Origin of the sequence: Pseudarthrobacter sp. P1, assembly GCF_050156935.1 — a bacterium.
In the GTDB taxonomy this organism is placed as follows: domain Bacteria; phylum Actinomycetota; class Actinomycetes; order Actinomycetales; family Micrococcaceae; genus Specibacter.
On record NZ_CP189586.1, the window covers coordinates 63,673 to 87,305 of the forward strand.

Sequence of the window (23,633 nt, forward strand, 5' to 3'; positions counted from 1 at the left end):
GCGGTTCGAGCGACTATAAGTCCTGACAACATGGTTTCCCGTCTGCCGGTGCTGCAGGACGGATTCGTCGAGGTGGGCGAGCGGCGGGAGGACGGGCTGGAGACGATCTTCGAAGTGGCCGCGGGTCCGACCCACCGGCGAACCGGGGTCGCTGGGCTGTCCTCTGAAGCGGACGGTCCAGCCTTGAAAACGCGGCGGGCCGGAAGCGGGCGGCAGGCCGGAATCAGAATCGGGTCGCTCAGTTGAGCCCAAATATCCTGCTCACATGATATTCTCGGTAAAAATCCCTTAGACCTGAGGATGAATTCATGCAACCGCTCAATGACGAAACATTGCATTCCTTCACCGCCCCGCTGCAGGTTCCAGGCTATGACCGCTCGGCCCTGAGCGCCGGAATCGTCCATTTCGGTGTCGGCGGGTTCCACCGCGCCCATCAGGCGATGTATCTGGACCGTCTGATGAATGAAGGCCTGGCGCAGGACTGGGCGATTTGCGGCGTCGGTGTGCTGCCCTCCGACGCACGGATGAAGCAGGTCATGAAAGACCAGGACTGCCTTTACACGCTGGTGATCAAAAATCCCGACGGCAGCCGCCAGGGCCGCGTCATCGGTTCCATCGTCGATTATCTGTTTGCGCCCGATGACCCCGATGCCGTCATCGAACGGATGGCCTCGGAACAGATCCGGATCGTGTCGTTGACTGTCACGGAGGGCGGTTACAACTTCCACCACGTCACGGGGGAGTTTGATGCGGAAAATCCGGACGTTGTGCACGATCTGGCCCATCCCCGGGAACCCGTGACAACTTTCGGCCTTATTACCGAGGCGCTGGCCCGGCGCCGGGAACGCGGACTGCAGCCCTTTACGATCATGTCGTGTGACAACATCCAGGGCAACGGCGATGTTGCACGGAAGATGTTCACTTCGTTTGCGGCTCTTCGTGACCCGGAACTGGGACAGTGGGTGGCGTCCCGCGTTGCCTTCCCGAATTGCATGGTGGACCGGATCACGCCCGTCACCACCGATGAGGACCGTGAATCCATCGCGGAACAGTTCGGTGTCGTCGACGCGTGGCCGGTGGTCTGCGAGCCGTTCGAACAGTGGGTGCTTGAGGATCACTTTGTGCTGGGGCGCCCGCCCTACGAGAGTGCCGGTGTCCAGCTTGTCGAGGACGTGGAACCCTACGAGCTGATGAAGCTGCGCCTGCTGAATGCCAGCCACCAGGGCCAGTGCTATTTCGGGTACCTGGCCGGGTACCGGTACGCCCATGAAGTGTGCCAGGACGAGCGCTACACACGCTTTTTGCTTGCCTACATGGATAAGGAGGCGACGCCGACTTTGTCCCCGGTGCCTGGTATCGACCTGGACGGTTACAAGCATCAGTTGATTGAGCGGTTCGCCAACGAATACGTCCGGGACACCCTGGCCCGGCTCTGCGCGGAGAGCTCGGACCGGATCCCGAAGTGGCTGCTGCCGGTTATCAGGGAAAACCTGCGCAGCGGGGGCGAAATTGCGCGGTCGGCTGCCATCGTCGCCAGCTGGGCGCGGTATGCGGAGGGCCGGGACGAAGCCGGAGAGCCGATCGTGATCGTGGACCGGCTCAGCGAGAGGCTCCGGGCCGCGGCCAGCCGGCAGCACGAGGACAAACTCGCGTTCATCGCGGACCGGGACCTGTTCGGCGATCTGATTGACGACCCCCGGTTCGTCGAAGCGTATGTCAGTGCCCTTGATTCCCTCCACGAGCGGGGCGCCACGGCCACGGTTGAAGCCCTCATCTGAGCTTATGCGCCGGAGCCCGGGGGCGCCGTTCAGCCAGGGACACCGTTCAACCCGAACGGTGTCCCTGCCTTGTTGGCCCTTCGTCCGGACCTGGGATTGTCCTCTCCGGCTCCCCGGCTGTCCGGCCCGGGCGGGCGGTTATACCCCGTAGACGGATTTCCGGGCGTCGATGTAGCGTCCGCGGACCTCTGCGCCCCATCCTTCTTCGGGTTCGTAGCGGGCGTCGATGCTGCGTTTCCAGTCCGGGTTTTCGCCCAGGAGGGTCCAGGCCGCCTGGCGGGCCGCGCCGAGGGCGACGTACTCACCGGTTGCGGGGACTTCGACCGGCACCCCGAAGACGGACGCTGCGGCCTTCCGGAGGGAACGGGACTTGGCGCCTCCGCCGACCAGCACCACAGTCCGGATATCAACGCCGAGTGCACGGAGGGCTTCGAGGCCGTCCGCCAGTGAATTCAGGACCCCCAGGACCGAGGCCCGGGCAATATTCTCCGGATTCATGTTGCCCCGGGTCAGGCCGGTGAGTGTGCCGCGTGCCTCCGGCAGGTTGGGCGTGCGTTCGCCGTCGAGGTAGGGCAGCAGGGTCAGCCCGGCTGCGCCGGCGTCTCCGGCCGAGGCCAGGTTGTCCAGGCCCGGTAAATCCACCTGCAGCATGCCGGCCGTGGCCGCCAGGACCCTGGCGGCGTTCAATGTGGCCAGGAGCGGCAGGTGTCCGCCCGCGGCGTCGGCGAAACCCGCGACGGCGCCGCTGGGATCGCGCGTCGGCTGCGCGCTGGAGGCAAAAACGGTGCCGGAGGTGCCGATGGACACAACGACTTCCCCCGGCCTGATTCCCAGTCCCAGGGCCGCGGCGGCGTTGTCGCCGGCGCCGGGTGCCAGCAGAGCGTCCGGCAGGCCCCAGCCCGGCAGGATGCGACCGGCCTGTTCGTGGGGCCCGAGCACCGGAGGCAGTTCGGGGACGCGGCCGAAGTATCGTTCCACAAGGTCGGTCCGGTACTCGTTCGTGACGGCGGAGAAGTAAGCAGTCCCGGACGCGTCGCTGCGGTCGGTGCTGAATTGTCCGCTCAGTGCATGGTTCAGCCAGTCGTGCGGCAGCACGACACGGTGGACCTGTTCTGCGGCGGCCCGTTCGTGCCGGGCGAGCCAGGCCAGTTTGGTCAGCGTGAAGGACGCGACGGGCACGACATTGACTGCGTCGACCCAGGCGGCCCCGCCCAGATCCTCCCGCATCTCCCGGGCTTCCGGGGCGCTGCGCACATCGTTCCATAAGAGGGCATCGTAAACGGGCTCGTCGGCACTGTTCAGCGCGACCATCCCGTGTTGCTGGCCCCCCACGCCGACGGCGCGCACATCCTGAAACTCCGCTGCACGGGCACCGGCCCAGGCAGTCCGCAGCGCATCGACCCAGAGGTGCGGGTCGACGGCGGTGCCATCCGGGTGCCCGGCGGCCGAGGCGGAGACGATGTCCCCGGTCTCGGCCTCGACGACCAGGACCTTGCAGGACTGGGTCGAGGAATCAATGCCGATGGTTTTCGTCATTTCCTGTACTTTCCGGTCGGTTCTTTGACAAGTTCGGCTGCCAGGGCATCATCGATGATCATCGTGGTGACAAACCCGGCCCTGGCCGCGGCGCGGACAGCAGGGGCGAGCTGGGCGGTTCGGGCCACCGCGATGACCTCCGGAGTTCTTTTGAGCTGCTCCAGCGTCACCGCAATGACTCGGCTGTCCAGATCCGTTTTCACTGCGTTGCCGTCGCCGTCAAAGAGGCGGCCGGAGCATTCGGCGATGGCTCCTGCTTCGGCAGCCGCAGCCCGGTCCAGGTTGCCGACGCGGTTCCAGACCGTCGAGGAGTTCGAATTCCATCTGCCGAGGGCCACCAGGGCGATATCCAGGGTGTCGGCCTTCGCCAGGGCACCCGCGATCTCCGGGGTGCGTCTTAATCCCGCGGCCGTGGCGGCGTCTTCGACGACGAGCGGCGCCCACACGGGCCAGGTCCGCCCGCCGGACAGCCTGCCCAGTTTATGGATCAGTTCAAACGAGTTGCCGCTTCCGGCGACGGGCAGGGCGCCGGCGAGCTGGACGATGTCGCATCGGGGCAGCCGGTCGACAAGTGTGGCCATCGCGTCAAGGGTCCGGGACCAGGAAATGCCGACCGTCGCACCCTCGCGCACGATGCTGCTGAGCACATCAGCGGCGGCCTGGGCCTGCACCTCCCGCCCGATGAGCGGGTCGTGATCGCTGCGGGTGATGACAACGCGGCGTAGGCCCAGCAGGTCCTGCAGTGCTTCAGCGCTGACGCCGTTCCGGGACTCCGGAGCCATGATTTCTATTCTGACGATCCCGGATTCCCGGGCCTCATCGAGCATCCGTGCTACCTGGAAACGGGAGAGCCCGTGTTCTTCCGCTATTTCAACCTTGGACTTTCCCTCGAGGTAATGGGCCCGCCCGATGGCCGCCAGCAGCTCATCTCGGTGGGGAACTGCCATGTCTGAACCTCTCGGTGTATAACGAATGAGAATTACTACTTGCTCAATTGAGTATATATGACTAGAGTCACTTAACACATGAGCATGAAGATGTCGCTCATATGTGCACCTTGGTGCAGGGAACCGGATCTCTCCGGGGTCACCCTCACGGGAAACCAGATATGTATCATCCATGGAGGAAATGGTGTTGACGCTAAGAGGCGTGAATCGTCTGACGATGGCCGCTGCGGCAGGGCTCGCAGGTGTGCTGGTATTGAGTGCGTGCGGCGGGGCCGGAGGATCGGGCGCGTCCGCGAAGGAAGTCAATGTCCTGATGGTGAATAATCCGCAGATGGTGGATCTGCAGAAGCTGACGGCGGATAATTTCACCAAACAGACCGGGATCAAGGTCAATTACACGGTCCTGCCCGAGAACGACGTCCGGGCCAAGATCAGCCAGGAATTTTCCAGCCAGGCCGGCCAGTACGATGTGGCCACGATCAGTAACTACGAGGTCCCCACGTTCGCGAAGAACGGCTGGCTGTCGTCGTTGGATAACACGGTGGCGAAGTCCGCTGATTTCAACCAGTCCGACATTCTTCCCGCGATGACCAAGGCCCTGACAGCGGCTGACGGCAAACTGTATGCCGAACCGTTCTATGGGGAGTCTTCCTTCCTGATGTACCGCAAGGACGTGTTTGCCCAGAAGGGCCTGACGATGCCCGCGCAGCCGACCTGGCAGCAGGTTGCCGATCTCGCGGCCCAGGCGGATGGCGCCCAGCCGGGCATGAAGGGGATCTGCCTGCGCGGCCAGCCCGGGTGGGGGCAGGTGTTCGCCCCGTTGACCACGGTGGTCAACACCTTCGGCGGCACCTGGTTCGATAAGGACTGGAACGCGAAGGTCAATGCTCCCGAATTCGTCAAGGCCACCCAGTTCTACGTTGACCTGGTGACCGCCCACGGCGAGGCCGGGGCCCCGCAGGCAGGGTTCACGGAATGCCTGAACAACCTTTCCCAGGGCAAGGCGGCCATGTGGTACGACGCCACGTCGGCGGCCGGGTCCCTGGAGGCCAAGGACTCGCCGGTGGCAGGCAAGATCGGCTACGTGGCAGCACCGGTGGACCAGACCAAGAGCTCCGGTTGGCTGTATACCTGGGCGTGGGCCATCGAAAAGGCCGGCAAGCACCAGGACGAGGCCGGCAAATTCATCGAGTGGGCCTCGAGCAAACAATACGAGGAGCTCGTTGGCCAGCAGCTCGGCTGGTCCCGGGTACCGGCGGGCAAGCGGGCCTCCACGTATCAGAACGCCGATTACCAAAAGAGCGCGGAGCCGTTCTACAAGCAGACCGAAGACGCGATCAAGAGCGTGGATCCGGCCAACCCCGGGGTCCAGCCCCGACCCGCTCCGGGCATCCAGTTCGTGGCCATCGCCGAATTCGCGGACATGGCAACCCAGGTCTCCCAGGAGGTTACCAGCGCCATTGCCGGTAAGCAGACGGTCCAGCAGGCCCTGGACAAAGGGCAGCAACTGGCCCAAAAGGTAGCGGACAAGTACAAGAAGTAACCGGACCGGGGCCGCGGAGCACGCTCCGCGGCCCCGGCCATCTACCGCAAACCCTTCGGCACAGGTGCATCATGGCACCCGAACCGGAACTAAGGAGACCAGTCATGACCGCAGCCACGGGCTTTGCCCGCCGCCGCCCGCTTCAAAGCCAGGCGCCGAAACAAAAACCGTCCGCCCGGGAGAAGGCAAGCGCATGGGCCCACCGGATCCCTCTGCTTCCTGCCCTGCTCTTCCTGATCGTGGTAACACAACTTCCCTTCGTGATCACGATCATCATTTCCTTCATTAACTGGAATGCCCTCTTCCCCGACGACGTCCGATTCGGCGGGCTGGACAATTACGTCAACGTGTTCACGAACGAATCACTTCGCAATGCCGTGCTGACCACGATTATCCTCACGGTCGCCGTGGTTCTGGTCAGTCTCGTTCTCGGGCTGTGCATTGCGCTGCTTCTGGACCGCAGTTTCTGGGGGCGGGGGTTCGTGCGGACCATCATGATCACACCGTTCCTGATTGTCCCCGTCGCGGCCGCGCTGGTATGGAAACATGCCCTGTTCAACCCGGAATTCGGGTTGCTCAACGGGATCCTCAACGGGATCTGGGGGGTCTTCGGGGGTCAGGCGCCGCAGCCGGACTGGATTACCATGCAACCGCTGGTCGCCGTCGAGATAGACCTGATCTGGCAGTGGACACCGTTCATGATGCTCATTCTTCTGGCGGGTCTGCAGAGCCGGCCCCTGGATATCATCGAAGCCGCACGCATCGACGGTGCCAGTACCTGGCAGATTTTCAAATTCATGACGCTTCCGCACATGCGCCGGTACCTGGAACTGGCCGCGCTGCTGGGGTCCATCTATATCGTGCAGAACTTCGATGCGGTCTTTACCATCACTTCCGGAGGGCTTGGGACCGCCAACCTGCCTTACACCATTTACCAGCTGTTTTTCCAGGCGCACGACTACGGGGAGGCTTCCGCCGCCGGTGTCATCATCGTCATCGGGTCCCTGTTGCTGGCAACTTATGCCCTCAGGACCGTTTCCAGCCTGCTGAAGGAGGAAAACAAATGAGTACCGTTTCCACGAGCAAGCCCCGCGGGGTAACGCCGGCGTCTTCGGGAGCCGGCAAACGCCGGCGGTCCGCCGCGACCGGCCTGCTGGGCCTGCTGGCCTGGGTCACCGGGCTGTTATTCGTCGCCCCGGCCGCCTGGATGGTTCTGACCTCCTTCCACGGCGAAACAGATGCGGCGACCAACCCCCCATCGCTCTTCGCGCCCCTGACCCTGGCCGGCTACGAAAACTTCCTGGGTGCCGGCAGCGGCGCCTCACCGTTGGCGCCCATGCTCAACTCGGTCATGGCGAGCGTGATATCCACGGTTCTGGTGCTGGCCCTGGCGATGCCGGCTGCGTACGCCCTGTCGATCCGGCCCGTCAAAAAATGGTCCGACGTGATGTTCTTCTTCCTGTCGACCAAAATGCTTCCCGTCGTGGCCGGCCTGCTCCCGATCTACCTCATCGCACAGGCCACAGGACTGCTGGACAGCATTCTTCTGCTCGTCATCCTTTACACGTCCATGAACCTGCCCATCGCGGTGTGGATGATGCGCTCGTTCCTCAGCGAAGTCCCCAAAGAGATCCTGGAGGCCGCTGCGATCGACGGGGCCGGCCTGCCAACCATCTTCCGCACGGTCATCATCCCCATCTCGGGACCGGGCATCGCCGCCACCGCGCTGATCTGCTTCATCTTCAGCTGGAACGAACTGCTCTTCGCCAACGTCCTGACCAGCACCGCCGCCACCACGGCACCGGTATTCCTGACCAGCTTCATCACCAGCCAGGGACTCTTCCTCGCCAAAGTCTGCGCCGCATCCGTCGCCATCTCCCTGCCCGTGCTGATCGCGGGATTCGCGGCCCAGGACAAACTCGTCCAGGGACTCTCCCTCGGCGCCGTCAAATAACACCGCCACCACCCTCCCCGGGACAGGATTGCCCGCATGAGCACTCTCACGCAACAACCGGCGCCGCCGCCGACAACGGTGCGCGCTTCGCTTCTCCAACGGCAAGGCAAGACCAGCCTCAAAACCGTTGACGTGCCGCGCGCGGAAGACGACCCCGCTCTGCCCTGAAGCCCTGCGGCCGTCAGCAGCCAGCGGCTCGCGGCGGTGAATAAGCAAGCGCAGATTTCTGCACCAAATACCTTCATTTCAAGCTAGACAAGGACGCGGACCGTGAGTGAAGAACGTAACTGGGCAGGCAATTACAGTTACAGGGCGCAGACTATCCACCGCCCGGGCACCGTTGAACAGGTTCAGGAACTGGTGGCCGGGGCCGCGAAAATCCGCGCCCTGGGCTCACGCCACTCATTCAACGACATTGCCGACTCTGCCGGGGCGCTAATCTCGCTGGAAAACCTCAACCCTGCCATCTCCGTCGACGCGGCAGCGAGCTCCGTCACCGTGAACGGCGGAATGAAGTACGGAACCCTGGCGGCGGAACTGCAGGGCCAGGGGTTTGCCCTGCACAACTTGGCGTCCCTTCCGCATATCTCCGTCGCCGGCGCCATCGCCACAGCCACGCATGGTTCCGGGGACCGCAACGGCAACCTGGCCACCGCGGTATCCGCCCTGGAGATCGTGACTGCCAGCGGAGAAATTCTCACAGTCTCCCGCAGCAGCACACCGGACTTTGCCGGGATGGTGGTCGGGCTCGGTGCACTGGGCATCGTCACCAGGGTCACACTGGACATTGAACCAACATTCGACGTGCGGCAGGACGTGTTCGAAAACCTGCCGTGGTCCCAGGTTTTGGAAAACTTCGACGATGTGACCTCCAGCGCCTACAGCGTCAGCCTGTTCACGGACTGGCGCGGCGACACCGTCGGGCAGGCCTGGTTGAAGAGCCGGATAGCCGACGGCGAGGTTCCTCTGAGAGGCCGGCCGGAGTTCTTCGGCGGAACGCCAGCCACCGAGGCCCGACACATCTTGCCCGGCGTCTCTGCTGATAGCTGCACCCAGCAACTCGGGGTTCCGGGTCCCTGGTCCGACCGGTTGGCGCACTTCCGGATGGCGTTCACGCCTAGCAGCGGCGAGGAGCTGCAGAGCGAATACATTGTCCCCCGGCAACATGCTGTGGAGGCCATCGAGGGCATGCGCGCCCTCTCCGATCAGATCTCCCCGCTGCTGCAGGTGGCTGAAATCCGAACCATGGCCGCCGATGACCTGTGGCTCAGCCCCAACTACCAGCAGGCCGGGATCGGGCTGCACTTGACCTGGAAGCAGGAACAAAAGGCTGTGGAGAAGCTGCTACCGCTGATTCAGGGCAAGCTGGCCCCCTTCGCTGCCCGCCCGCACTGGGGAAAGCTGTTCCACGCCGAAGCCGCGGCCCTTGAACCCCTATACGCCAGGCTCGGGGACTTCCAGTCTCTGGCCGAGCGGCTGGACCCGAAGCACAAGTTCCGCAATGACTTCCTGGCCCGCAACATCTTCGGCGCCTGAATAAGAGGCCCATTGCACGGGAAGCGACACCATACACACGCTCAACGAACAACGCCGCCTACTGTTACCGCCACAACGATCCTTAGCGCTACTTTTCCGCGCAATGGTCCCCGACCCCCGGTTCCACGCCCAGGATGCCGCCTACCGCGAGCAGGTCCTGCCCGCCGCGGTCAAGGCCAGGGTCTCGGTCGAGGCCGGAATCGCCCAGGGCTGGCGGGAATGTGTCGGGGATGCCGGACGCTCGGTGTCCTTGCAGCACTTCGGCGCCTCCGCGGACTACAAACGCCTGTTCCAGGAATTCGGCATCACCGCGGACGCTGTGGTCGGCGCCGCCAAAGACTCACTCGCAGCAGCAACCGCATAGCGGGAACGACAGTAAGGACAGAGCATCATGACAAATTCAACGCCCACCTCCCGACTTTCCCAGGCCGGGGTCTCCATCTGGCTGGACGACCTCTCCCGGGAACGGCTGACCTCCGGCGGCCTGCAGAAGCTCATCGATGAAAAGAACGTCGTCGGCGTCACTACCAACCCGAGCATCTTCGAAGCCGCCATCACTAAGGGTGAGGCCTACAAGGAGCAGCTGGCCGCACTTGCCGGCCGCGGCGCCGACGCCGCAACGGCCGTATTCGAAATAACCACCGAGGATGTGACCAACGGCTGCGATCTGTTCGCGCCCATCGCCGCAGCAACCCAGGGCGTTGATGGCCGGGTCTCCATCGAGGTTGACCCGCACCTTGCCAGAGACACCGCGGGCACCATCGAAAACGCCAAGAAGCTCGCCGCAAAGGTCAACCGGGACAACGTCCACGTCAAGATCCCCGCCACGGTGGAGGGACTCGAGGCCATCTCCGCGACGCTGGCTGAAGGCATCAGCGTCAACGTGACCCTGATCTTCTCGCTGGAACGCTACCGCGCCGTCATCAATGCGTTCATGAACGGCCTGGAGAAAGCCAAGGACAACGGCCACAATCTGTCCAGGATCCATTCGGTCGCGTCCTTCTTCGTATCCCGCGTGGACACCGAAATCGACAAGCGCCTGGATGCTCTGGGAACGGATGAGGCAAAGGCCCTCAAGGGTAAGGCAGGCCTCGCGAATGCCCGCCTCGCCTACCAGGTGCACGAAGAGCAGTTCTCCTCCGAGCGCTGGTACGAGCTGGCTCACGCCGGCGCCCATCCGCAGCGTCCGCTCTGGGCATCCACCGGCGTCAAAGACCCGGCCTACCCGGACACCATGTACGTGACGGAACTCGTCGCCCCCGGCGTCGTGAACACCATGCCGAAGAAGACCCTGGACGCCACCTTCGATCACGGCGTGGTCACCGGCGACACAATCACCGACAGCTACGACGAGGCGAACACGGTCCTGAACGACCTCAAACAGCTCGGCGTGTCCTACAAGGACGTCGTCGCCCAGCTGGAAACCGAGGGCCTGGACAAGTTCGTCGCCAGCTGGAACGAACTCCTGGACCATGTTCAGGATGCCCTGGACACAGCCGCAACCGGGGTTAAGGACTAATACGAAAGTAGAACGGGATCAGGCCAGCGTCAGCTGCGCATGATGGGGCATCAGCCGCTTCAGATTCGTTTCCTCCCGGCACTCCGTCGCCGATTCGGTGCACTCCTATACTCAAGGTCGTCCTGGATCAAGCCGTCACGGTGGTCCTGAATGAGATTGACATAGACACCAGATGGAGGTTCGGCTTACCTGGCGGCGTGTGAGAGTACTTTGGCCCCGTCCGGACGTAGTTCACCCGTGGGTGATACATGGCGGTACAGGGTCTGCCTGGTAATTCCCAATTCTTTGCAGAGATCGCCGACCTTGGTGCCGGGTTGTCCCATGGATGCCTTGGCCAGGCGGACTTTGGCGGGGGTCATCTTGTAGGGCCGTCCGCCTTTCCTTCCGCGGGCGCGGGCTGAGGCGAGGCCTGCGATGGTGCGTTCGGAGATGAGTTCGCCTTCGAATTCGGCGAGGGCGGCGAAGATTCCAAAGACGAGTTTCCCGGAGGCTGTGGTGGTGTCGATGGCAGCACCTTGGCCGGTGAGGACTTTCAGTCCGATGCCGCGTTCGGTCAGGTCATGGACGATGTTGACCAGGTGGCGCAGGTCCCGGCCCAGCCGGTCGAGTTTCCAGACCATCAGCGTGTCGCCATGGCGCAGGGCTTTCAGGCACGCCCCCAGCTCGGGGCGGTCTTCGCGTTTGCCGGATGCCTTGTCCTCATATAGGGACTCCGGATCAATGCCCGCGGCGATCAGTGCGTCGCGCTGCAGATCGGTGATCTGGGAACCATCCGCTTTGGAGACCCGCATATAACCGACCAGCATGGGCTTGATCCTCCATCATTTATACGGCCGATTACGTGACAACCAGATTCGGACCAGTAGCGATTCACAACCTGTCACTTAACCCGTAACTTATAGTAGGTCACGCAAAGGGCGCCCAGTCGGTGTTACCTGACACATGTTCACTTGGCGTGCCCGGTCGATGAGATTCTTCGTGACACCCTCCGCGGCGTCAGCCTGGTATAGGTCAAACCAGCCAAGCTACTTGTCACCTAGGGTCAGCTATAGGAGTACTGGACCTCGATGGAGAGAGCGGGAAAAACCGTGGGAGGGCTATGCAGCGTCGGCTAGATCCTCGGCGGGGGGTGGGCAGTGCGCGAATCCGGGGTACCAGCGGTGGAAGTCGGCGTCGAGTCGGCCGTCGAGCACTCGGGTGCGGATCTGTAGTAGGAGGTGGGCGCCGCGGGGGGTCCAGCGCATCTGCTGCTTTTTGACCATGCGTTTGCTGATGACCTGGTTGACGGTGGACTCGGTGAACGCGGTGGAGATCGCCTCTCCGGCGCGGCGGCGTTCGCCGTAGTTGGGGATCCTGTCGGTGTTGGCGCGGATGTAGGAGTCGAACTCGCCGATCGCTTTGGCCATGCGGGCCTGTTCTGGACCGTCGCGGGCGATCTCGGTGCCGACGGTGATCTGGGTGATGGTGATCAGCGCGCGGAAGACGTTGCCGTGCCACAGCAACCATTTGAGCCGTTGAAGGTCTTCGGCGATCTGCCCGGCCAGATCCGGCCGGGGCACTTGGGCGCTGGGGAGGCCGGCACTGTCGGTGTCGCCCGCGGGTGGTGGTGGTTGTAGGGATTTGGCCATGTTGGCCATCACGGTGATTCGCATGGTGATGTGGAACCAGTCCAGCAGGTGCTCGGACTGCGGGTTGAGGTAGCAGGGCAGGTCACGGATGTCCTCCCCGCCGTCGGTGAGGAACGTGACGCACTGGTTGTCCTGCATCCCCTGGGCGCGTAGCGCCTGGTACAGGCGGCGTTTGGGTTTGCTGTCGTAGGTCTGCACGTAGGCGAACCGGGTCGGCTTCCCCTCGGCCGGGACAATCTTGCCGGCGATGACCTCGAACCAGCCGTCGGTGCGGGAACGTTGCGCGGCCGAGTGCACGTAGCCGCCGTCCAGGCCGACGAGGATCGGCAGGTCCGGGCGGGGCAGTTCCTCACGCTCACGCTGGCAGGTGTCAATGAAGCTGAACTGTTCGGCGCCGAGCTCGTCTTCCAGCCGCTGGGCGACGGCCTGCGCGTGCAGGCGGACTGCGGTCGCGTGCAGCCGCCGGCCCAGGGGCAGGACCTCGGCCAGTAGCTTCGCCCCTGCGCCGTAGGGCGCCAGGCCGGCGAACTTCGTCTCCAGATACATCAACTCCGGGGTGGCCCGTTCGGGCAGCAGCTCGGCCAGCGGGCTGAACGTCGCCGCCGTCGCGGGCGTGCACAGACAGTGCCACCAGCGGGGGCTGTCCAGGTGGAGCACGCCGTAGGGGGTGCGGACCACGATCGGGCGGGTGTCCTTGTGACGGTGGGCCGCCCCGCACGACGCGCACACCGCCGCCCCGGCCAGCGCGGCCCGGGCCTGTTCGGTGGCCATCGTTTCCTGCACCACGCGCAGCAGGTCCTTGGCCTCGTGAAGGTGCAGGCCGAAGGTATCCGAGGAGAGGTGATCACGCTCGATGGTGAGCACGTCGCGGACCACGGCGGCGGCGTGCTCATCGTTGGGGTGGATGGTGACCACACGGTGATTTTCATGGTGGTGTCCTTTGCGTCGTAGCCGGGGCGAGGTGGGCGAGGGTTTGGTTAAGGGCGCGGCGGTCGAACTGGTCCAGGCTCAGCAGCGGGGCCAGGCGTCGCAACTGGTCGAGGCCGTCGCCGCCGAGCGCCGCGGCAAGCGTGGTGTCGGGGTCGGCGTCGAGGACCTCGCGCAGGATGGCGGCCGCGCGCACGGTCGCGTCGAACACCCGGTGGGGTTGAGTGCGCTCGAGGTAGTCCCAGGGGCCGTCCCAGTCCTCGTCCGGGCCGGTGCGGCGCCCACCGGCACACCGCGGATACACGCGCCCAGGTGCGGCGTCGGCGATCTGCTCGACGCGCAGGTCCAGGCGCCACCCGGCGGTGAAGTTGTAGTCGTAGGCGAACCGCTCGCCCTCGCGCAGCCCCCACTCGCGCAGCCTCACCCGGCTGCCGCCGTAGCGGGGCTCGTGCTCCGCGCCGTGGACGGTGAACCGGCACAGGTGCTCCCCGGACCAGCCGAACGCGGTTTGCAACACCTCACCCAGCCCGGCGATCGTCATGTCATCGCGAACGATCAGGCGCCGCCAGATCAGCGGGCTGACGCCAGCCACCACGACGCGTAGCCGGTAGACCGCGGCGGGCGGGCCCGGTTCGAGCACCGGGTCACCCCTGCCCGTCGGACGCCGGGTGGGGGTCGACGCGGATGTGGCGGTAGACGGTCATCGGGGCGACCGAGCAGGACGCGGCGATCTCGGCCATCGTGAACGACCGCGAGTCATACATCCGCTGCGCCTTGTCGACCAAGGTCGGGGTCATCTTCGGTGTGCGGCCGCCGACCCGCCCGCGGGCGCGGGCCGCGGCCAGACCTGCGGCGGTGCGTTCGGCGATCAGGGCGGCCTCGTACTCGGCCATCAGCGCGAACATGCCGAACACCAGTTTGCCGTGCGCGGTCGTGGTGTCGATGATCCCGTCGGTCAGCGACCTGACCGAGACCCGGCGTTGGTCGAGGGTGGTGACGATGTCGATCAGGTCTTTAAGGTTGCGGCCGAGCCGGTCGATCTTCCACACCACCAGGGTGTCGGCGGGGCGCAGATCGGCCAGGCACGCCTGCCACTGCGGCCGGTCGGCCTTGGTGCCCGAGGCGTGGTCGGTGTAGACCTTCAGGCAGCCCTCGCCGGCCAGCGCATCCAACTGGGCCCGCGGGTTCTGATCAGCGGTACTGACCCTGGCATACCCGATCTTGTCTCCCACCAGGCGACCCTATCGCAACCCACCTGCGGACGGCAGTTTCGTGGGATTGATTCCGTGGCGAGCTCTGGTGCACCCCACCGCGGGGAAACACCCTCCACCACCAGCCCGTCCCGGGGTCTATCGCAAACGGTCGTCTCCGATAGACCCCCCACCTCCCACGGTTTTTCCCGCTCTCCTCGATGGAGACCACGATGATCAAGCACCATTCCGACCTGGTCCTGGAAATCACCGCCCAGGACCCGGACACCCTCGAAAACGACCTCAACACCGCCGAGGCCATCGCCCGCACCCGGGCCGCGCAGGAGCGCCGGCACGGCATCCTGGTCACCCGGCACGGCCACACCACCTACACGGCCACACCACCTACACGGTCGCCCTCAGCGGCGACGTCCCCTACGGCGAAACCCGCGAACGGCGCGACAAACCAGACCACCCGTAGCCGGCCGCCCCGGCCAACCACTACCGGGAATCCCGACGGCCCGCGGGTCGATCGAGCGATACCAATGAGTTGTCCCAGGAACCGGGACGCCTGGTCGGCGTCCTCGAAAGAAAATATGGCCTCTTCTCATCTCCGAAGCGCTATGCGAACATGCTTCCATGAGCGAACACACCAATGCCGGTCCGGCCCCGGAGAATGCCGGAGCTGCGCGCCACAGCAGCCCGGACGGCCCCCACGAAAACCTGTCGACCCAGCAGATGCGCACCATCGGACAACGGCGCTCCGACGCCGAAGAAAAACTTGCCCGACACTTGGAACAGGCCGAGCACCCGCCCGCGGAGAAACACCCGGCAGCGGACAAGCCAACCGACCAATAGGCGGCCGCACCCTCCCAAAACCACACCCCGAAATGCTCGGCACCCGAATTCGCCCACGCCCGGGAGACAGGCGTCAGCCCGCTCACAGTCCCGCGGCCCCGGGGCGTTGTCCGGCCGGCGACATCTCTTAGCCCGGGCACCTCGGCCCAGCCAGCCCTGGACCGGCTGGCCGTCATGGTGAACCCCCCCTTCACCCCGGGTGGTCACGCCCTGGATCTCAGCGGGAGCAACCGCCCCTTCTATATAGTTCGCGGCCGGGCGTGGAGAACGAGGGGGACAGTTTTTCCTGTGCGAAGGCTCCAAAGTGGACCGGTGTCCGGCTGACACCACCCATCTCATGCCTCCTTCAGCAATAAGGTTTCCCTTGCCCCTCCGCGATAACTTCTGCCGCCTCTATATCAGGCCATCGGGGCCAAACCTCAACGTCCCACCGCCGGCCGCCGGACTTTCACTGGCGTCAGCCGTGGTCGCTGCCGGAGCATGAGGATTCCGCAGGCCCAATCTCGGAGCTCCCCATCCGGATTGTGGGACGCCATTACCCCGGCCAGCCACCCTGGATCGGGATGACTGGGAGATCCACGGATGGACGAACATGCCATACACCGGTTGGGCCCACAATTCCCCGAGCCAGAAGCCGGAAAAACGGGTAGCGGCTACTCGGGCCACGAGGGTCGGGGACTATTAAAGTAGGATCAGCGGGGGCTGCGCACCGGCGCGTACGCCTCCCGCTATGGCCATCGGTGTACCGTGGCCTCCTTGAGCGGGCCGACGGCAATGAGCCTCTGAGACCGGGCTTTGACAGCCGCCGGCCCTGGGACCAATTCCCCGCCTCGACGCCAACCAAGGAACTCCGGTCCTGCACCACAGCGGTGGCCTCCCATCAGTCGGGAAACCTTACCGTCCGACAGTCGTAGTAGAGATAGTGGTCCGTGGGCCCGTTTATGGCGTACAGGCCCATGGACCGGCCATCGATCACCATCACCACACCCTCGGCACGTCCGTTGAACGGGTCATCAGCGAGGACGTAGTCCCCCACTTTGAAAGGATTCCTGGCCATTCTTCTCTCCTGCCTGCTCGTTGTGCCGGTACCAGGGCCACATCGTTATGGACCGGTGGCGGCCTTTGCCAAGGGGATACGCCGCGGCACCCTACCGCGGCACGGTGCAGGGAGCGCTCCATGCCGGGCTGGCCGAGCCGGATCAAGGCTCCGACGCGGCCAGCGGAGATCCACTCGGAGCGAACCAGCCGGCAGATGGTCCTGTTGGACCCGTCCAGGCCGCCGGCGAGGTTTGACGCGGCCGGCTGCCGTGAGGTGGAAAAGCCGTGCGCTTGTGAGGTTTCACCCAACGGTCCCCCAACCTTCACCCATTAGCGGGCCCGGCCGCCCGTGCGGCCGGGTAAGAACTGTTCCTTCACCCTAGGGGCTCGTGTGAGGGAGGGTGCAGATGGTCACGGTTACGGTTCCGTAACGATCACCGGGGGCTGGGGCCGGTTCTCGGAACAGCCACCCCCCGCTGTGTGGCCGGCAAGAGGGCCAAACCCCGCCTGCCCGTACCGGGCGGGACGGGGGTAGGGCAGCTCCATGGTTGCGTGCCAAGGGCCTCTGGCTCGGCTCCGTGAAAAGAGAATCCAGGGACCATCCCATTGCCTTCCCTCCTGCCGCTCGAGAGGGAGAATTCAGGAATCTGGACGGGCCGCAGGCAAGTCACAGATCACTGTGCGGTTGAGGGAATTCGTCCCCCGCGCATCCGACATTGTGTGGGCGGCCGGTTACACCACGGTAATGGACGCTACCCCAGGCTGCGGCGGCCAGGTGCGCGATCGGGTGTTCCCGGCGATCGGTCAGGTGGGTGCGTACTAGCGGGTCGATGGCGCTGAACCTCGTGGTGCCGTACTGCTTAACGCCGGCCCCATCCGGGACGGTGTCCAGTCGCGGGCGGTGCTGTTGGGCTTGAGCGTTCCCGCGACGGAACCGATGAGTTCGCCGTCAACGTAGACTTCGGCTGTCACCAGGGACACGGATCCCTCACCAGCCTTATGGTCCGGGCCGAGTTCGGCGGTCCTGGTGTGGCGCCAGACGGGCCTTTTCAGCTTGCCGGGGCCCACGGGTTTCAACTTCAGGTCAGGCATGGTGGCTCCCCTCGGGGCAGTTCAACCCCTCATGTGGGCGGAGACCCCGGAAGACCTCACCGCCTGGCGGAGCTGACAGCCGACAGTTCGGGCTACAGCAGAAGCCGGCCCCTCGCCCAGCCCCTCACGGCGGCCAGGTCCAGGTCCGTGGCGATCGGCCCGTCGCGGAAGTACCGCCCGTAGACCGCGTCGGGGTCAAACGAAGCGAGGGCGAATTCGTCGATGACTTGTTCGTAGGCGTCCTGGATCCTGTCGTCATCGGCCGTGGAGCCCAGCTCGTCGGCCAATTCCTGGATCAGATCATCGCGGGTGTGGCGCATGCTTTCGTCGGGTTGCTGAGGCATCGCTGAACCTCCGGTCATGGGCACAGCGCAGATGCTGTGGCTAAATTATAGCTATTTAACCTTCCAAGGCAAGGCCCCGACGAGACTCATGAATAGTGCTCACGAAACGGGGTGTCGCCTCATTTGAGAAACGCTCGCGAAATCCTGGGCCGCTACGGGCATGGCGGTGGCGATGAGGGATGGGTCTGTCGTTAAGAACGCGTAGAGATATCACGAAGAAGTCCGCCGCGGATTACGCGAAGGCGTCCAGGGAGGCGAAGGGCGCGATTATGGATGAGCTGGGCACCGTTACGGAGTGGTCGCGGGCCAACGCTCGCCGCCCGACTGTCCGCTTCCCTAGACGGGGAGACTCCGGTTCGGACACTCCCCCTGCGGAACCGAATGCGCGGGTCTCGCGTAATCTGACTGTCTCCGATGTTGCCCCGAAGCCCGGGCGGTTAAGGCAACCACAGCGGTAACCTTCCGGACGGGGAACTCATCCGACTCAGGAATCCATGCTCAGGTACCGGTACACGGTGGCGCGGCTGGCCCCGATGACCTTTCCGATGTCGGCCGGCTTGAGCCCCCACGCCTTCAGCTCATGAGCGCGCTGTACCTTCTCGTGGTCAGCGGTGACCTCCGGGCGTCCTGCCTTTCGGCCGGCGGCAGCTGCTGCTGCCATGCCGGCCCTGGTGCGCTCGGAGAGCTGGTCTCGTTCAAGCTGGGCAAAAGCAGAAATGATGGTGACCATGGCCTGGGCAATAGCTCCCCCGACCTTACTGTCAGGGTCAGTGGCAATGCCGTCCCGCAACGAGCGGAACTTGATGCCGCGGGACTTGAAGTCATCCAGCAGCTCCAACAGGTGGCGGGTGTTGCGCCCCAGCCGGTCCAACTTCCACACCACAACCTCATCTCCGCGCCCGATGCGGTCCAACAGCCGGTCCAGCTCTGGACGTTTTATCCGGGTCCCGCTGACCCCGTGGTCTGTGTAGATGCGGTCGCACCCGAGCCCGTCCGCTACCGGCAGCTCGTCGTCGATCCTTCACCGAAGGCCACGCCGCCCCGGCCGCCCATCGCCCGGGGGTGCCCGCCAAGCATGGAGAGGCCGCCGGCAGGCCGACCATGGAGACCCGCCTCACCTGACATAGTCCGGTCAGCTGAATAGCCACTAGCCAGGTTTGCAACGAGTGTCAGGCTTTGGCTTGCATGCTTGATCGGGCGGGGTTGGCCTGTTCGGCCGCTTTGGGGTCCTTCTCGTTCTGCTTGGCCCGGACGCCAGCCTGGACCCGGTCACCGAGGTCCTGGTCGACGTTGCGCCAGTACTCGTAGGCGCGTTCCAGCACGAGGTCGCTTACACCGTTGAGCAGGTGTCCGACAATGTTCTGGACCAGCCGCTCCCGGCCGGCGTCGTCCAGGACCTCGCGGACCATCGTTGCCGCCTGTCCCCAGTCGTCGTCCTCGGCGCGCAGCGTGTAGGCGGCGCGCACCATCTCGCCGTCGCTGTACCAGAGGCCGCCGTCGTCCGTCAGTGATGGATCGGCCGCCGGCCCGTCGTAGGAGTTCGGCGCATACACGGGGTCGGTGACGTTCTGCATCCGCATGTGGCCGTCCTTGGAGTAGGAATGCACCGGGGACCGGGGCATGTTCACCGGAATCTGCCGGTAGTTCCCGCCGAGGCGTGCCCGGTGCGCGTCGGAGTAGCTGAACCCGCGAGCGAGCAGCATCTTGTCCGGCGACAGGCCGGTACCGGCGACCAGGTTGTTGGGCTCGAACGCGGCCTGTTCGATCTCGGTGTGGTAGTCGGTGACGTTGCGATTCAGCGTCAACCGGCCCACTTCCTGCAACGGGTAGTCGGCGTGCGGCCAGACCTTGGTCAGATCAAACGGGTTGAACCGGTAGGTCTTCGCCTCCTCGAACGGCATGATCTGCATGTTCAGCGTCCAGCTCGGGTACTTCCCGGAACTGATGTGCTCGAACAGGTCGCGCTGGTGGTAATCCGTGTCGACAGCAGCCATCTGATCTGCCTCGTCCTGGGTAAAGCACTCGATGCCCTGGTCGGTCTTGAAGTGGTACTTCACCCAGAACCTTTCGCCTTGGGCATTGATCCACATATAGGTGTGGCTGGAGTAGCCGTTCATGTGTCGCCACGTCCTCGGGATCCCCCGGTCGCCCATCAGCCACGTAACCTGATGGGCCGACTCCGGCGACAGCGTCCAGAAGTCCCACTGCATGTCGTGGTCGCGGAGGTTGTTATCCGCCCGCCGTTTCTGGGAACGGATGAAGTGCTGGAACTTCATCGGGTCGCGCATGAAGAACACCGGGGTATTGTTCCCGACCAGGTCGAAGTTACCCTCGTCGGTGTAGAAGCGCAGCGAGAATCCGCGCGGGTCCCGCCACGTGTCCGGGCTGCCCCGCTCACCGGCAACGGTGGAGAACCGGGCCAGCACCTCGGTCTGAACACCTGGTTGGAACACCGCCGCCCGAGTGAAAGCGCTGACGTCGTGGCTCACCTCGAACACCCCGAAAGCACCACCTCCCTTCGCGTGCGGCTGGCGTTCCGCGATCCGCTCACGGTTGAAGTTCGCCATCTGCTCGATCAGATAGTGGTCCTGCAGCAGCAGCGGCCCGTCGGGCCCGACCGTGAGTGACCGCTCATCGCTGGCGACGGGGATCCCCGCGTCCGTCGTCGTGGGCGGGCGAGATTCTGATGTGCTCACACGTGACTCCTTAAGTCAGTTTGGTTGTCCAAACGTTAATGAGTACTGATTCCGCTATCCTCTACCCAGGTCCGAGACTCATGCAACCGAGTCTCCCCCTTTTTTCGTCCGAAATGCGCTGCTGTTAGCTACAACTTTAAACTGACCAGAAACCGCGGGCCCCGGACCGGGGCGACGGCGGTCGTGCGGATGAGTGCATGCCCCCGCACCACTTCCACCCCGGTGACGGCGAAGAATTTCAGGGTCTATTGGGCTCGACAGCGGCCGTTAAGTCTTTCAGACAGTTCGTCGTTAAGTCGGGTTCCCGCGGCCAGGGATTCCTGGTCCCGGGTCTGATGAGCGCCAAGGGCCCCCGGAAACTCGGGGCCATCAACGCCGCCGGCCCGAATCATCTATTCAGGCCCGCGGATGTCGAGTTGGGGGTCTTCGGGCCGGGCTTCCGAGGCCACCCGGTTGGCCGGCCGCTTCGGCGGCATCGGGGCCGTCACCAGCCTGCGGGGTCCGCTCCACAGGGCCGGGGGCGCGTCGATGACGTAGGCCAGTCGATAGGCAACGTCCTCATAGTTCAGCCGCCATCCTCGAAAGTGGGGCCACGCCTGTTCGGCTGAATGTTCCACCGGATAACCAACCGACCGAAGCATCTCCACGGCGGCGTTAAATTCGGCAAACGTCAGTTCGGTCTCTCCGTCCGGGTCGACGTCCTCCAGGACGGGAATGGAAAGCGCGTCCGCGATCTGGTTCAGGCAGGAAAATCCCATGCGCAGGAGCAGCCGCGCCCGCAGCGTCGGCGCCGTGCCCGGACTTAGCGAGAGTTGCAGCGCGGCACCGTCCATGACACTGAGCAACGCCGTCAGCCAGTTCGACTCCGGCAGCGGTGACCGGAGCATACACAGGGTCAGATAGGTGCTGTGGGACTCGGCGACCTCCGCCGCCCACCGTTCCCAGGTGCCGTACAGCGTCCCCAGCTCCGCAGTGCTGTCCACGGTGGAGAGACCGAACCGGGTTCGCATGAGGAGCTCCGGACCCCACGCCGGGGAACCGGCACGTGATACAAGCAGGGTGACTTCGGATTCCCGACGGTTGAAAGCCGCGTACAAGGTGGGCAGGTACCCGATCTGGAGGGCAATGACGACCAGGCCGGTAAAAGCCGCCGAGTACACCAACAACGTGTTCCCCAGTTCGTCCGGCGGCGCGTAGCCAAGAGTGAACAGGGCCGAACCCGCCTCGCTGAATGCCCGGCCGGGTTCACCCTGGACAAACGGAAAAAGCATCAGCGCGAAGGAGAGGTAAAACAACATCATCCATATACCGAGCCTGATGAACAATGACATCGGTGCCTGCCAGGCAAGCAACCGGTCCAAACGCCGATATGTCCTGATCGGACGGCGGGCCACAACAAAAATCCCCTTGGTCATCAGGGCCGCTGCCGCGGAAAGCCTGTCCTTATGCTGACGCGGCACGATGAGAGTCCCGATCACACTCGTCCAGGTCCAGATCAGGATGAACACACCCGCCGAAAAGCCTAACCACCCGAAAACTCCGGCCACGCCGCTCCTCACCGGCGCTTTACGCGCCTCGTACCAACTACAGGCCCGCACAATCACGCAAGCCCGCTCTTGCCGCCTGGATCCTCTCCCGCCACGGTAGCTGTAAATCCCCTTTCGGGGATCGTCTTCATACAAAAGGAACCGCCAGCAGCCCCCGCCCACCCTGCAATCGGCGGGGATGGACCCTTGGCACCCGACCGTCCCCGGCGAGGCATGCCGGGCGCGTTTCACGCTCCCCCTCTCACCCCCGGTGGGACGATCCGCCGGCGGTAGCGCTCCCCTGGGGCGAGCGGGGTCCCGGAGGCTGCTTAGGCGGCGCCGGCCGCCCCCAGGAGCCGCCCGATGATGAAAGTGAACGCGACGGCTATGGCACCGCCGATGACCACACGGACGGCAGCATTCCCGCGTGAGCCGCCGCCCAGGTGGGCCCCACACCGCCGGTGACCGCCAGGGCTATGAGCACCGAGACGAACGTGACCGGGACCCGCCACGCTTCCGGCGGAAGGAGGATCGCGAGCAGGGGAAGAACTGCGCCGAGGGTAAAGCTGACCGCCGAAGCAAACGCCGCCTGCCACGGGTTCACGATCTCATCCTCGCCCGCATGCAGATCAACGGACAGATGCGCTTCGAGGGCGTTATTCTCGGTGAGTTCTTCAGCCACTCTCCGGGCCGTGTCCCCGCTGAGCCCTTTACGCCGGTACGCGCCGGCCAGTTCCGGCAACTTTTCTCCAGGCTGCTCGTCCAGTTCGCGGCGTTTGCGCTCGATAACCGCCCGCTGGCTGTCGCTCTGGCTACTGACGTAGACGTACTCGCCCAAAGCCATCGACACCGCACCCCCGACAAGGCCGGCCATGCCGGCAGTCAAAATCGGTCCCGGCGCAGCGCTCACGCCAGCGACACCCACGACAATCGCAGCCACCGACACAATCCCGTCATTGGCGCCGAGTACCCCTGCGCGAAGCCAGTTCGCCGGGAAGACGAACTCGATGAACGCAAGAACAACGCGCGGGCAGTTCTCGGTGCCAGCCACTGATCACAGCTGCAGAGTAGAATCCGTAGCCACCTTCAGATCGGGGCGCTCCTTTCCCACAATTCTCCGGATATGGATGAGTGCCGATCACAACCCAGGCACCCCTCCAACCACCTCCGGCGAGATCCTCGAACGCCACCGCAACCAGAACGCAATGAAGTTCCTTCACACGGTGGCAGGTGAAGCCACAGTGATGGCACCGGTAGTCGCGCCCGGAGGGGGCGTTGCGTGTAAGGCACGCGGGGCAGGTCTTGGAGGAGTGGGACTCGTTCGTGTAGGTCGGTTTGGATCCGGTTTTGTGGGCCAGGTAGTGGTCCTGGCGTCCGCGGGACCATTGGGAGAGGCGGCGGCGCTGGTCCTTGCCGAAGCGGCGCTTCTCGGCTTTGGCGGTGTTTTTCTCGATCCCGCGCACGTCGCCGACGGCGATGGTGAACCGCACTGGGTTTGGTGGAGACTCCAACCTCACAGGG

Annotated in this window: 20 protein-coding genes and 2 pseudogenes; 9 read left to right on the plus strand and 13 right to left on the minus strand. The window is 64.5% G+C overall.

All coding sequences use genetic code 11. The features are described 5' to 3' along the window. Positions 1-308: 308 nt before the first annotated feature. Positions 309-1,778, plus strand: a complete 1,470-nt coding sequence (locus ACQCSX_RS22195) for a mannitol dehydrogenase family protein (RefSeq protein ID WP_427019406.1) — start codon at positions 309-311, stop codon at positions 1,776-1,778. A 138-nt stretch (positions 1,779-1,916) separates the two neighbouring features. Here ACQCSX_RS22195 and xylB read toward each other — a convergent pair whose 3' ends face one another. After that, on the minus strand, positions 1,917-3,314 hold the full coding sequence (gene xylB / locus ACQCSX_RS22200) for a xylulokinase (RefSeq protein ID WP_427019407.1): 1,398 nt from the start codon (positions 3,312-3,314) through the stop codon (positions 1,917-1,919). Beyond that, entirely contained in the window at positions 3,311-4,261 is a 951-nt protein-coding gene (locus ACQCSX_RS22205) for a sugar-binding transcriptional regulator (RefSeq protein ID WP_427019284.1), read from the minus strand. Before ACQCSX_RS22205 ends, xylB begins: the two co-directional genes overlap by 4 nt. A gap of 217 nt (positions 4,262-4,478) precedes the next feature. On the opposite strand from ACQCSX_RS22205, the gene ACQCSX_RS22210 reads away from it, so the two are divergent. From ACQCSX_RS22210 to tal, 7 genes and pseudogenes are all read left to right on the plus strand, one after another. Next, complete coding sequence (locus ACQCSX_RS22210; protein ID WP_427019408.1) at positions 4,479-5,804, plus strand: ABC transporter substrate-binding protein; 1,326 nt, start codon at positions 4,479-4,481, stop codon at positions 5,802-5,804. Between the two features lie 104 nt (positions 5,805-5,908). Next, positions 5,909-6,871: a carbohydrate ABC transporter permease gene (locus ACQCSX_RS22215; protein ID WP_427019285.1), complete on the plus strand. Its 963-nt coding sequence runs from the start codon at positions 5,909-5,911 to the stop codon at positions 6,869-6,871. After that, on the plus strand, positions 6,868-7,758 hold the full coding sequence (locus tag ACQCSX_RS22220; RefSeq protein WP_427019286.1) for a carbohydrate ABC transporter permease: 891 nt from the start codon (positions 6,868-6,870) through the stop codon (positions 7,756-7,758). The genes ACQCSX_RS22215 and ACQCSX_RS22220 overlap by 4 nt, the downstream gene beginning before the upstream one ends. 36 nt (positions 7,759-7,794) lie before the next feature. Further along, on the plus strand, positions 7,795-7,926 hold the full coding sequence (locus ACQCSX_RS22225) for a hypothetical protein (RefSeq protein WP_427019287.1): 132 nt from the start codon (positions 7,795-7,797) through the stop codon (positions 7,924-7,926). A 102-nt stretch (positions 7,927-8,028) separates the two neighbouring features. Beyond that, a complete protein-coding gene (locus ACQCSX_RS22230; protein ID WP_427019288.1) occupies positions 8,029-9,294 on the plus strand; it encodes an FAD-binding protein in 1,266 nt (421 codons plus the stop codon). Between the two features lie 121 nt (positions 9,295-9,415). Next, positions 9,416-9,658: pseudogene (locus tag ACQCSX_RS22235) on the plus strand (transketolase-like TK C-terminal-containing protein); the annotation flags it as partial. A 27-nt stretch (positions 9,659-9,685) separates the two neighbouring features. Beyond that, a complete protein-coding gene (tal, locus tag ACQCSX_RS22240) occupies positions 9,686-10,813 on the plus strand; it encodes a transaldolase (RefSeq protein ID WP_427019289.1) in 1,128 nt (375 codons plus the stop codon). Positions 10,814-10,998: 185 nt separating this feature from the next. On the opposite strand, the gene ACQCSX_RS22245 is transcribed toward tal, so the two are convergent. The 4 genes from ACQCSX_RS22245 to ACQCSX_RS22260 all read right to left on the minus strand — a co-directional run bounded on the left by ACQCSX_RS22245 (position 10,999) and on the right by ACQCSX_RS22260 (position 14,600). After that, positions 10,999-11,619 carry a recombinase family protein gene (locus tag ACQCSX_RS22245; RefSeq protein ID WP_427019290.1) on the minus strand — a complete coding sequence of 207 codons (621 nt, stop codon included), beginning with the start codon at positions 11,617-11,619 and terminating at the stop codon, positions 10,999-11,001. A gap of 291 nt (positions 11,620-11,910) precedes the next feature. Further along, positions 11,911-13,356, minus strand: coding sequence for an ISKra4 family transposase (locus tag ACQCSX_RS22250; protein ID WP_427019291.1), 1,446 nt, complete (start codon positions 13,354-13,356; stop codon positions 11,911-11,913). A 10-nt stretch (positions 13,357-13,366) separates the two neighbouring features. Further along, positions 13,367-14,008 carry a plasmid pRiA4b ORF-3 family protein gene (locus ACQCSX_RS22255; protein WP_427018176.1) on the minus strand — a complete coding sequence of 214 codons (642 nt, stop codon included), beginning with the start codon at positions 14,006-14,008 and terminating at the stop codon, positions 13,367-13,369. 4 nt (positions 14,009-14,012) lie between these two features. Continuing rightward, on the minus strand, positions 14,013-14,600 hold the full coding sequence (locus tag ACQCSX_RS22260; RefSeq protein ID WP_427018177.1) for a recombinase family protein: 588 nt from the start codon (positions 14,598-14,600) through the stop codon (positions 14,013-14,015). Positions 14,601-15,197: 597 nt separating this feature from the next. On the opposite strand from ACQCSX_RS22260, the gene ACQCSX_RS22265 reads away from it, so the two are divergent. Continuing rightward, entirely contained in the window at positions 15,198-15,416 is a 219-nt protein-coding gene (locus ACQCSX_RS22265) for a hypothetical protein (protein WP_427019292.1), read from the plus strand. 880 nt (positions 15,417-16,296) lie between these two features. Here ACQCSX_RS22265 and ACQCSX_RS22270 read toward each other — a convergent pair. From ACQCSX_RS22270 to ACQCSX_RS22300, 7 genes and pseudogenes are all read right to left on the minus strand, one after another. Beyond that, a complete protein-coding gene (locus ACQCSX_RS22270; protein WP_427019293.1) occupies positions 16,297-16,473 on the minus strand; it encodes a hypothetical protein in 177 nt (58 codons plus the stop codon). A 1,165-nt stretch (positions 16,474-17,638) separates the two neighbouring features. Then, entirely contained in the window at positions 17,639-17,890 is a 252-nt protein-coding gene (locus ACQCSX_RS22275) for a hypothetical protein (protein ID WP_427019294.1), read from the minus strand. Positions 17,891-18,374: 484 nt separating this feature from the next. Beyond that, complete coding sequence (locus tag ACQCSX_RS22280) at positions 18,375-18,908, minus strand: recombinase family protein (protein ID WP_427019409.1); 534 nt, start codon at positions 18,906-18,908, stop codon at positions 18,375-18,377. Positions 18,909-19,059: 151 nt separating this feature from the next. Then, positions 19,060-20,586 (minus strand): catalase, encoded by a 1,527-nt coding sequence (locus tag ACQCSX_RS22285; protein WP_427019295.1) that lies wholly within the window; start codon positions 20,584-20,586, stop codon positions 19,060-19,062. A gap of 392 nt (positions 20,587-20,978) precedes the next feature. Then, positions 20,979-22,133 (minus strand): hypothetical protein, encoded by a 1,155-nt coding sequence (locus ACQCSX_RS22290; protein ID WP_427019296.1) that lies wholly within the window; start codon positions 22,131-22,133, stop codon positions 20,979-20,981. Positions 22,134-22,441: 308 nt separating this feature from the next. Next, positions 22,442-23,121, minus strand: a pseudogene (locus ACQCSX_RS22295) (VIT1/CCC1 transporter family protein). After that, the gene (locus ACQCSX_RS22300; RefSeq protein WP_427019297.1) at positions 23,066-23,629 is read right to left on the minus strand and encodes a zinc ribbon domain-containing protein; all 564 of its coding nucleotides are present in this window, start codon (positions 23,627-23,629) and stop codon (positions 23,066-23,068) included. The pseudogene ACQCSX_RS22295 and the gene ACQCSX_RS22300 overlap by 56 nt, the downstream one beginning before the upstream one ends. Between the last annotated feature and the right edge of the window lie 4 nt (positions 23,630-23,633).

Coding starts and splice junctions, on each gene's coding strand:
- ACQCSX_RS22195 (WP_427019406.1), top strand. CDS start 309: ATGCAACCGCTCAATGACGAAACATTGCATTCCTTCACCGCCCCGCTG.
- xylB (WP_427019407.1), bottom strand. CDS start 3,314: ATGACGAAAACCATCGGCATTGATTCCTCGACCCAGTCCTGCAAGGTC.
- ACQCSX_RS22205 (WP_427019284.1), bottom strand. CDS start 4,261: ATGGCAGTTCCCCACCGAGATGAGCTGCTGGCGGCCATCGGGCGGGCC.
- ACQCSX_RS22210 (WP_427019408.1), top strand. CDS start 4,479: ATGGCCGCTGCGGCAGGGCTCGCAGGTGTGCTGGTATTGAGTGCGTGC.
- ACQCSX_RS22215 (WP_427019285.1), top strand. CDS start 5,909: ATGACCGCAGCCACGGGCTTTGCCCGCCGCCGCCCGCTTCAAAGCCAG.
- ACQCSX_RS22220 (WP_427019286.1), top strand. CDS start 6,868: ATGAGTACCGTTTCCACGAGCAAGCCCCGCGGGGTAACGCCGGCGTCT.
- ACQCSX_RS22225 (WP_427019287.1), top strand. CDS start 7,795: ATGAGCACTCTCACGCAACAACCGGCGCCGCCGCCGACAACGGTGCGC.
- tal (WP_427019289.1), top strand. CDS start 9,686: ATGACAAATTCAACGCCCACCTCCCGACTTTCCCAGGCCGGGGTCTCC.
- ACQCSX_RS22245 (WP_427019290.1), bottom strand. CDS start 11,619: ATGCTGGTCGGTTATATGCGGGTCTCCAAAGCGGATGGTTCCCAGATC.
- ACQCSX_RS22265 (WP_427019292.1), top strand. CDS start 15,198: ATGAGCGAACACACCAATGCCGGTCCGGCCCCGGAGAATGCCGGAGCT.
- ACQCSX_RS22270 (WP_427019293.1), bottom strand. CDS start 16,473: ATGGCCAGGAATCCTTTCAAAGTGGGGGACTACGTCCTCGCTGATGAC.
- ACQCSX_RS22275 (WP_427019294.1), bottom strand. CDS start 17,890: ATGCCTCAGCAACCCGACGAAAGCATGCGCCACACCCGCGATGATCTG.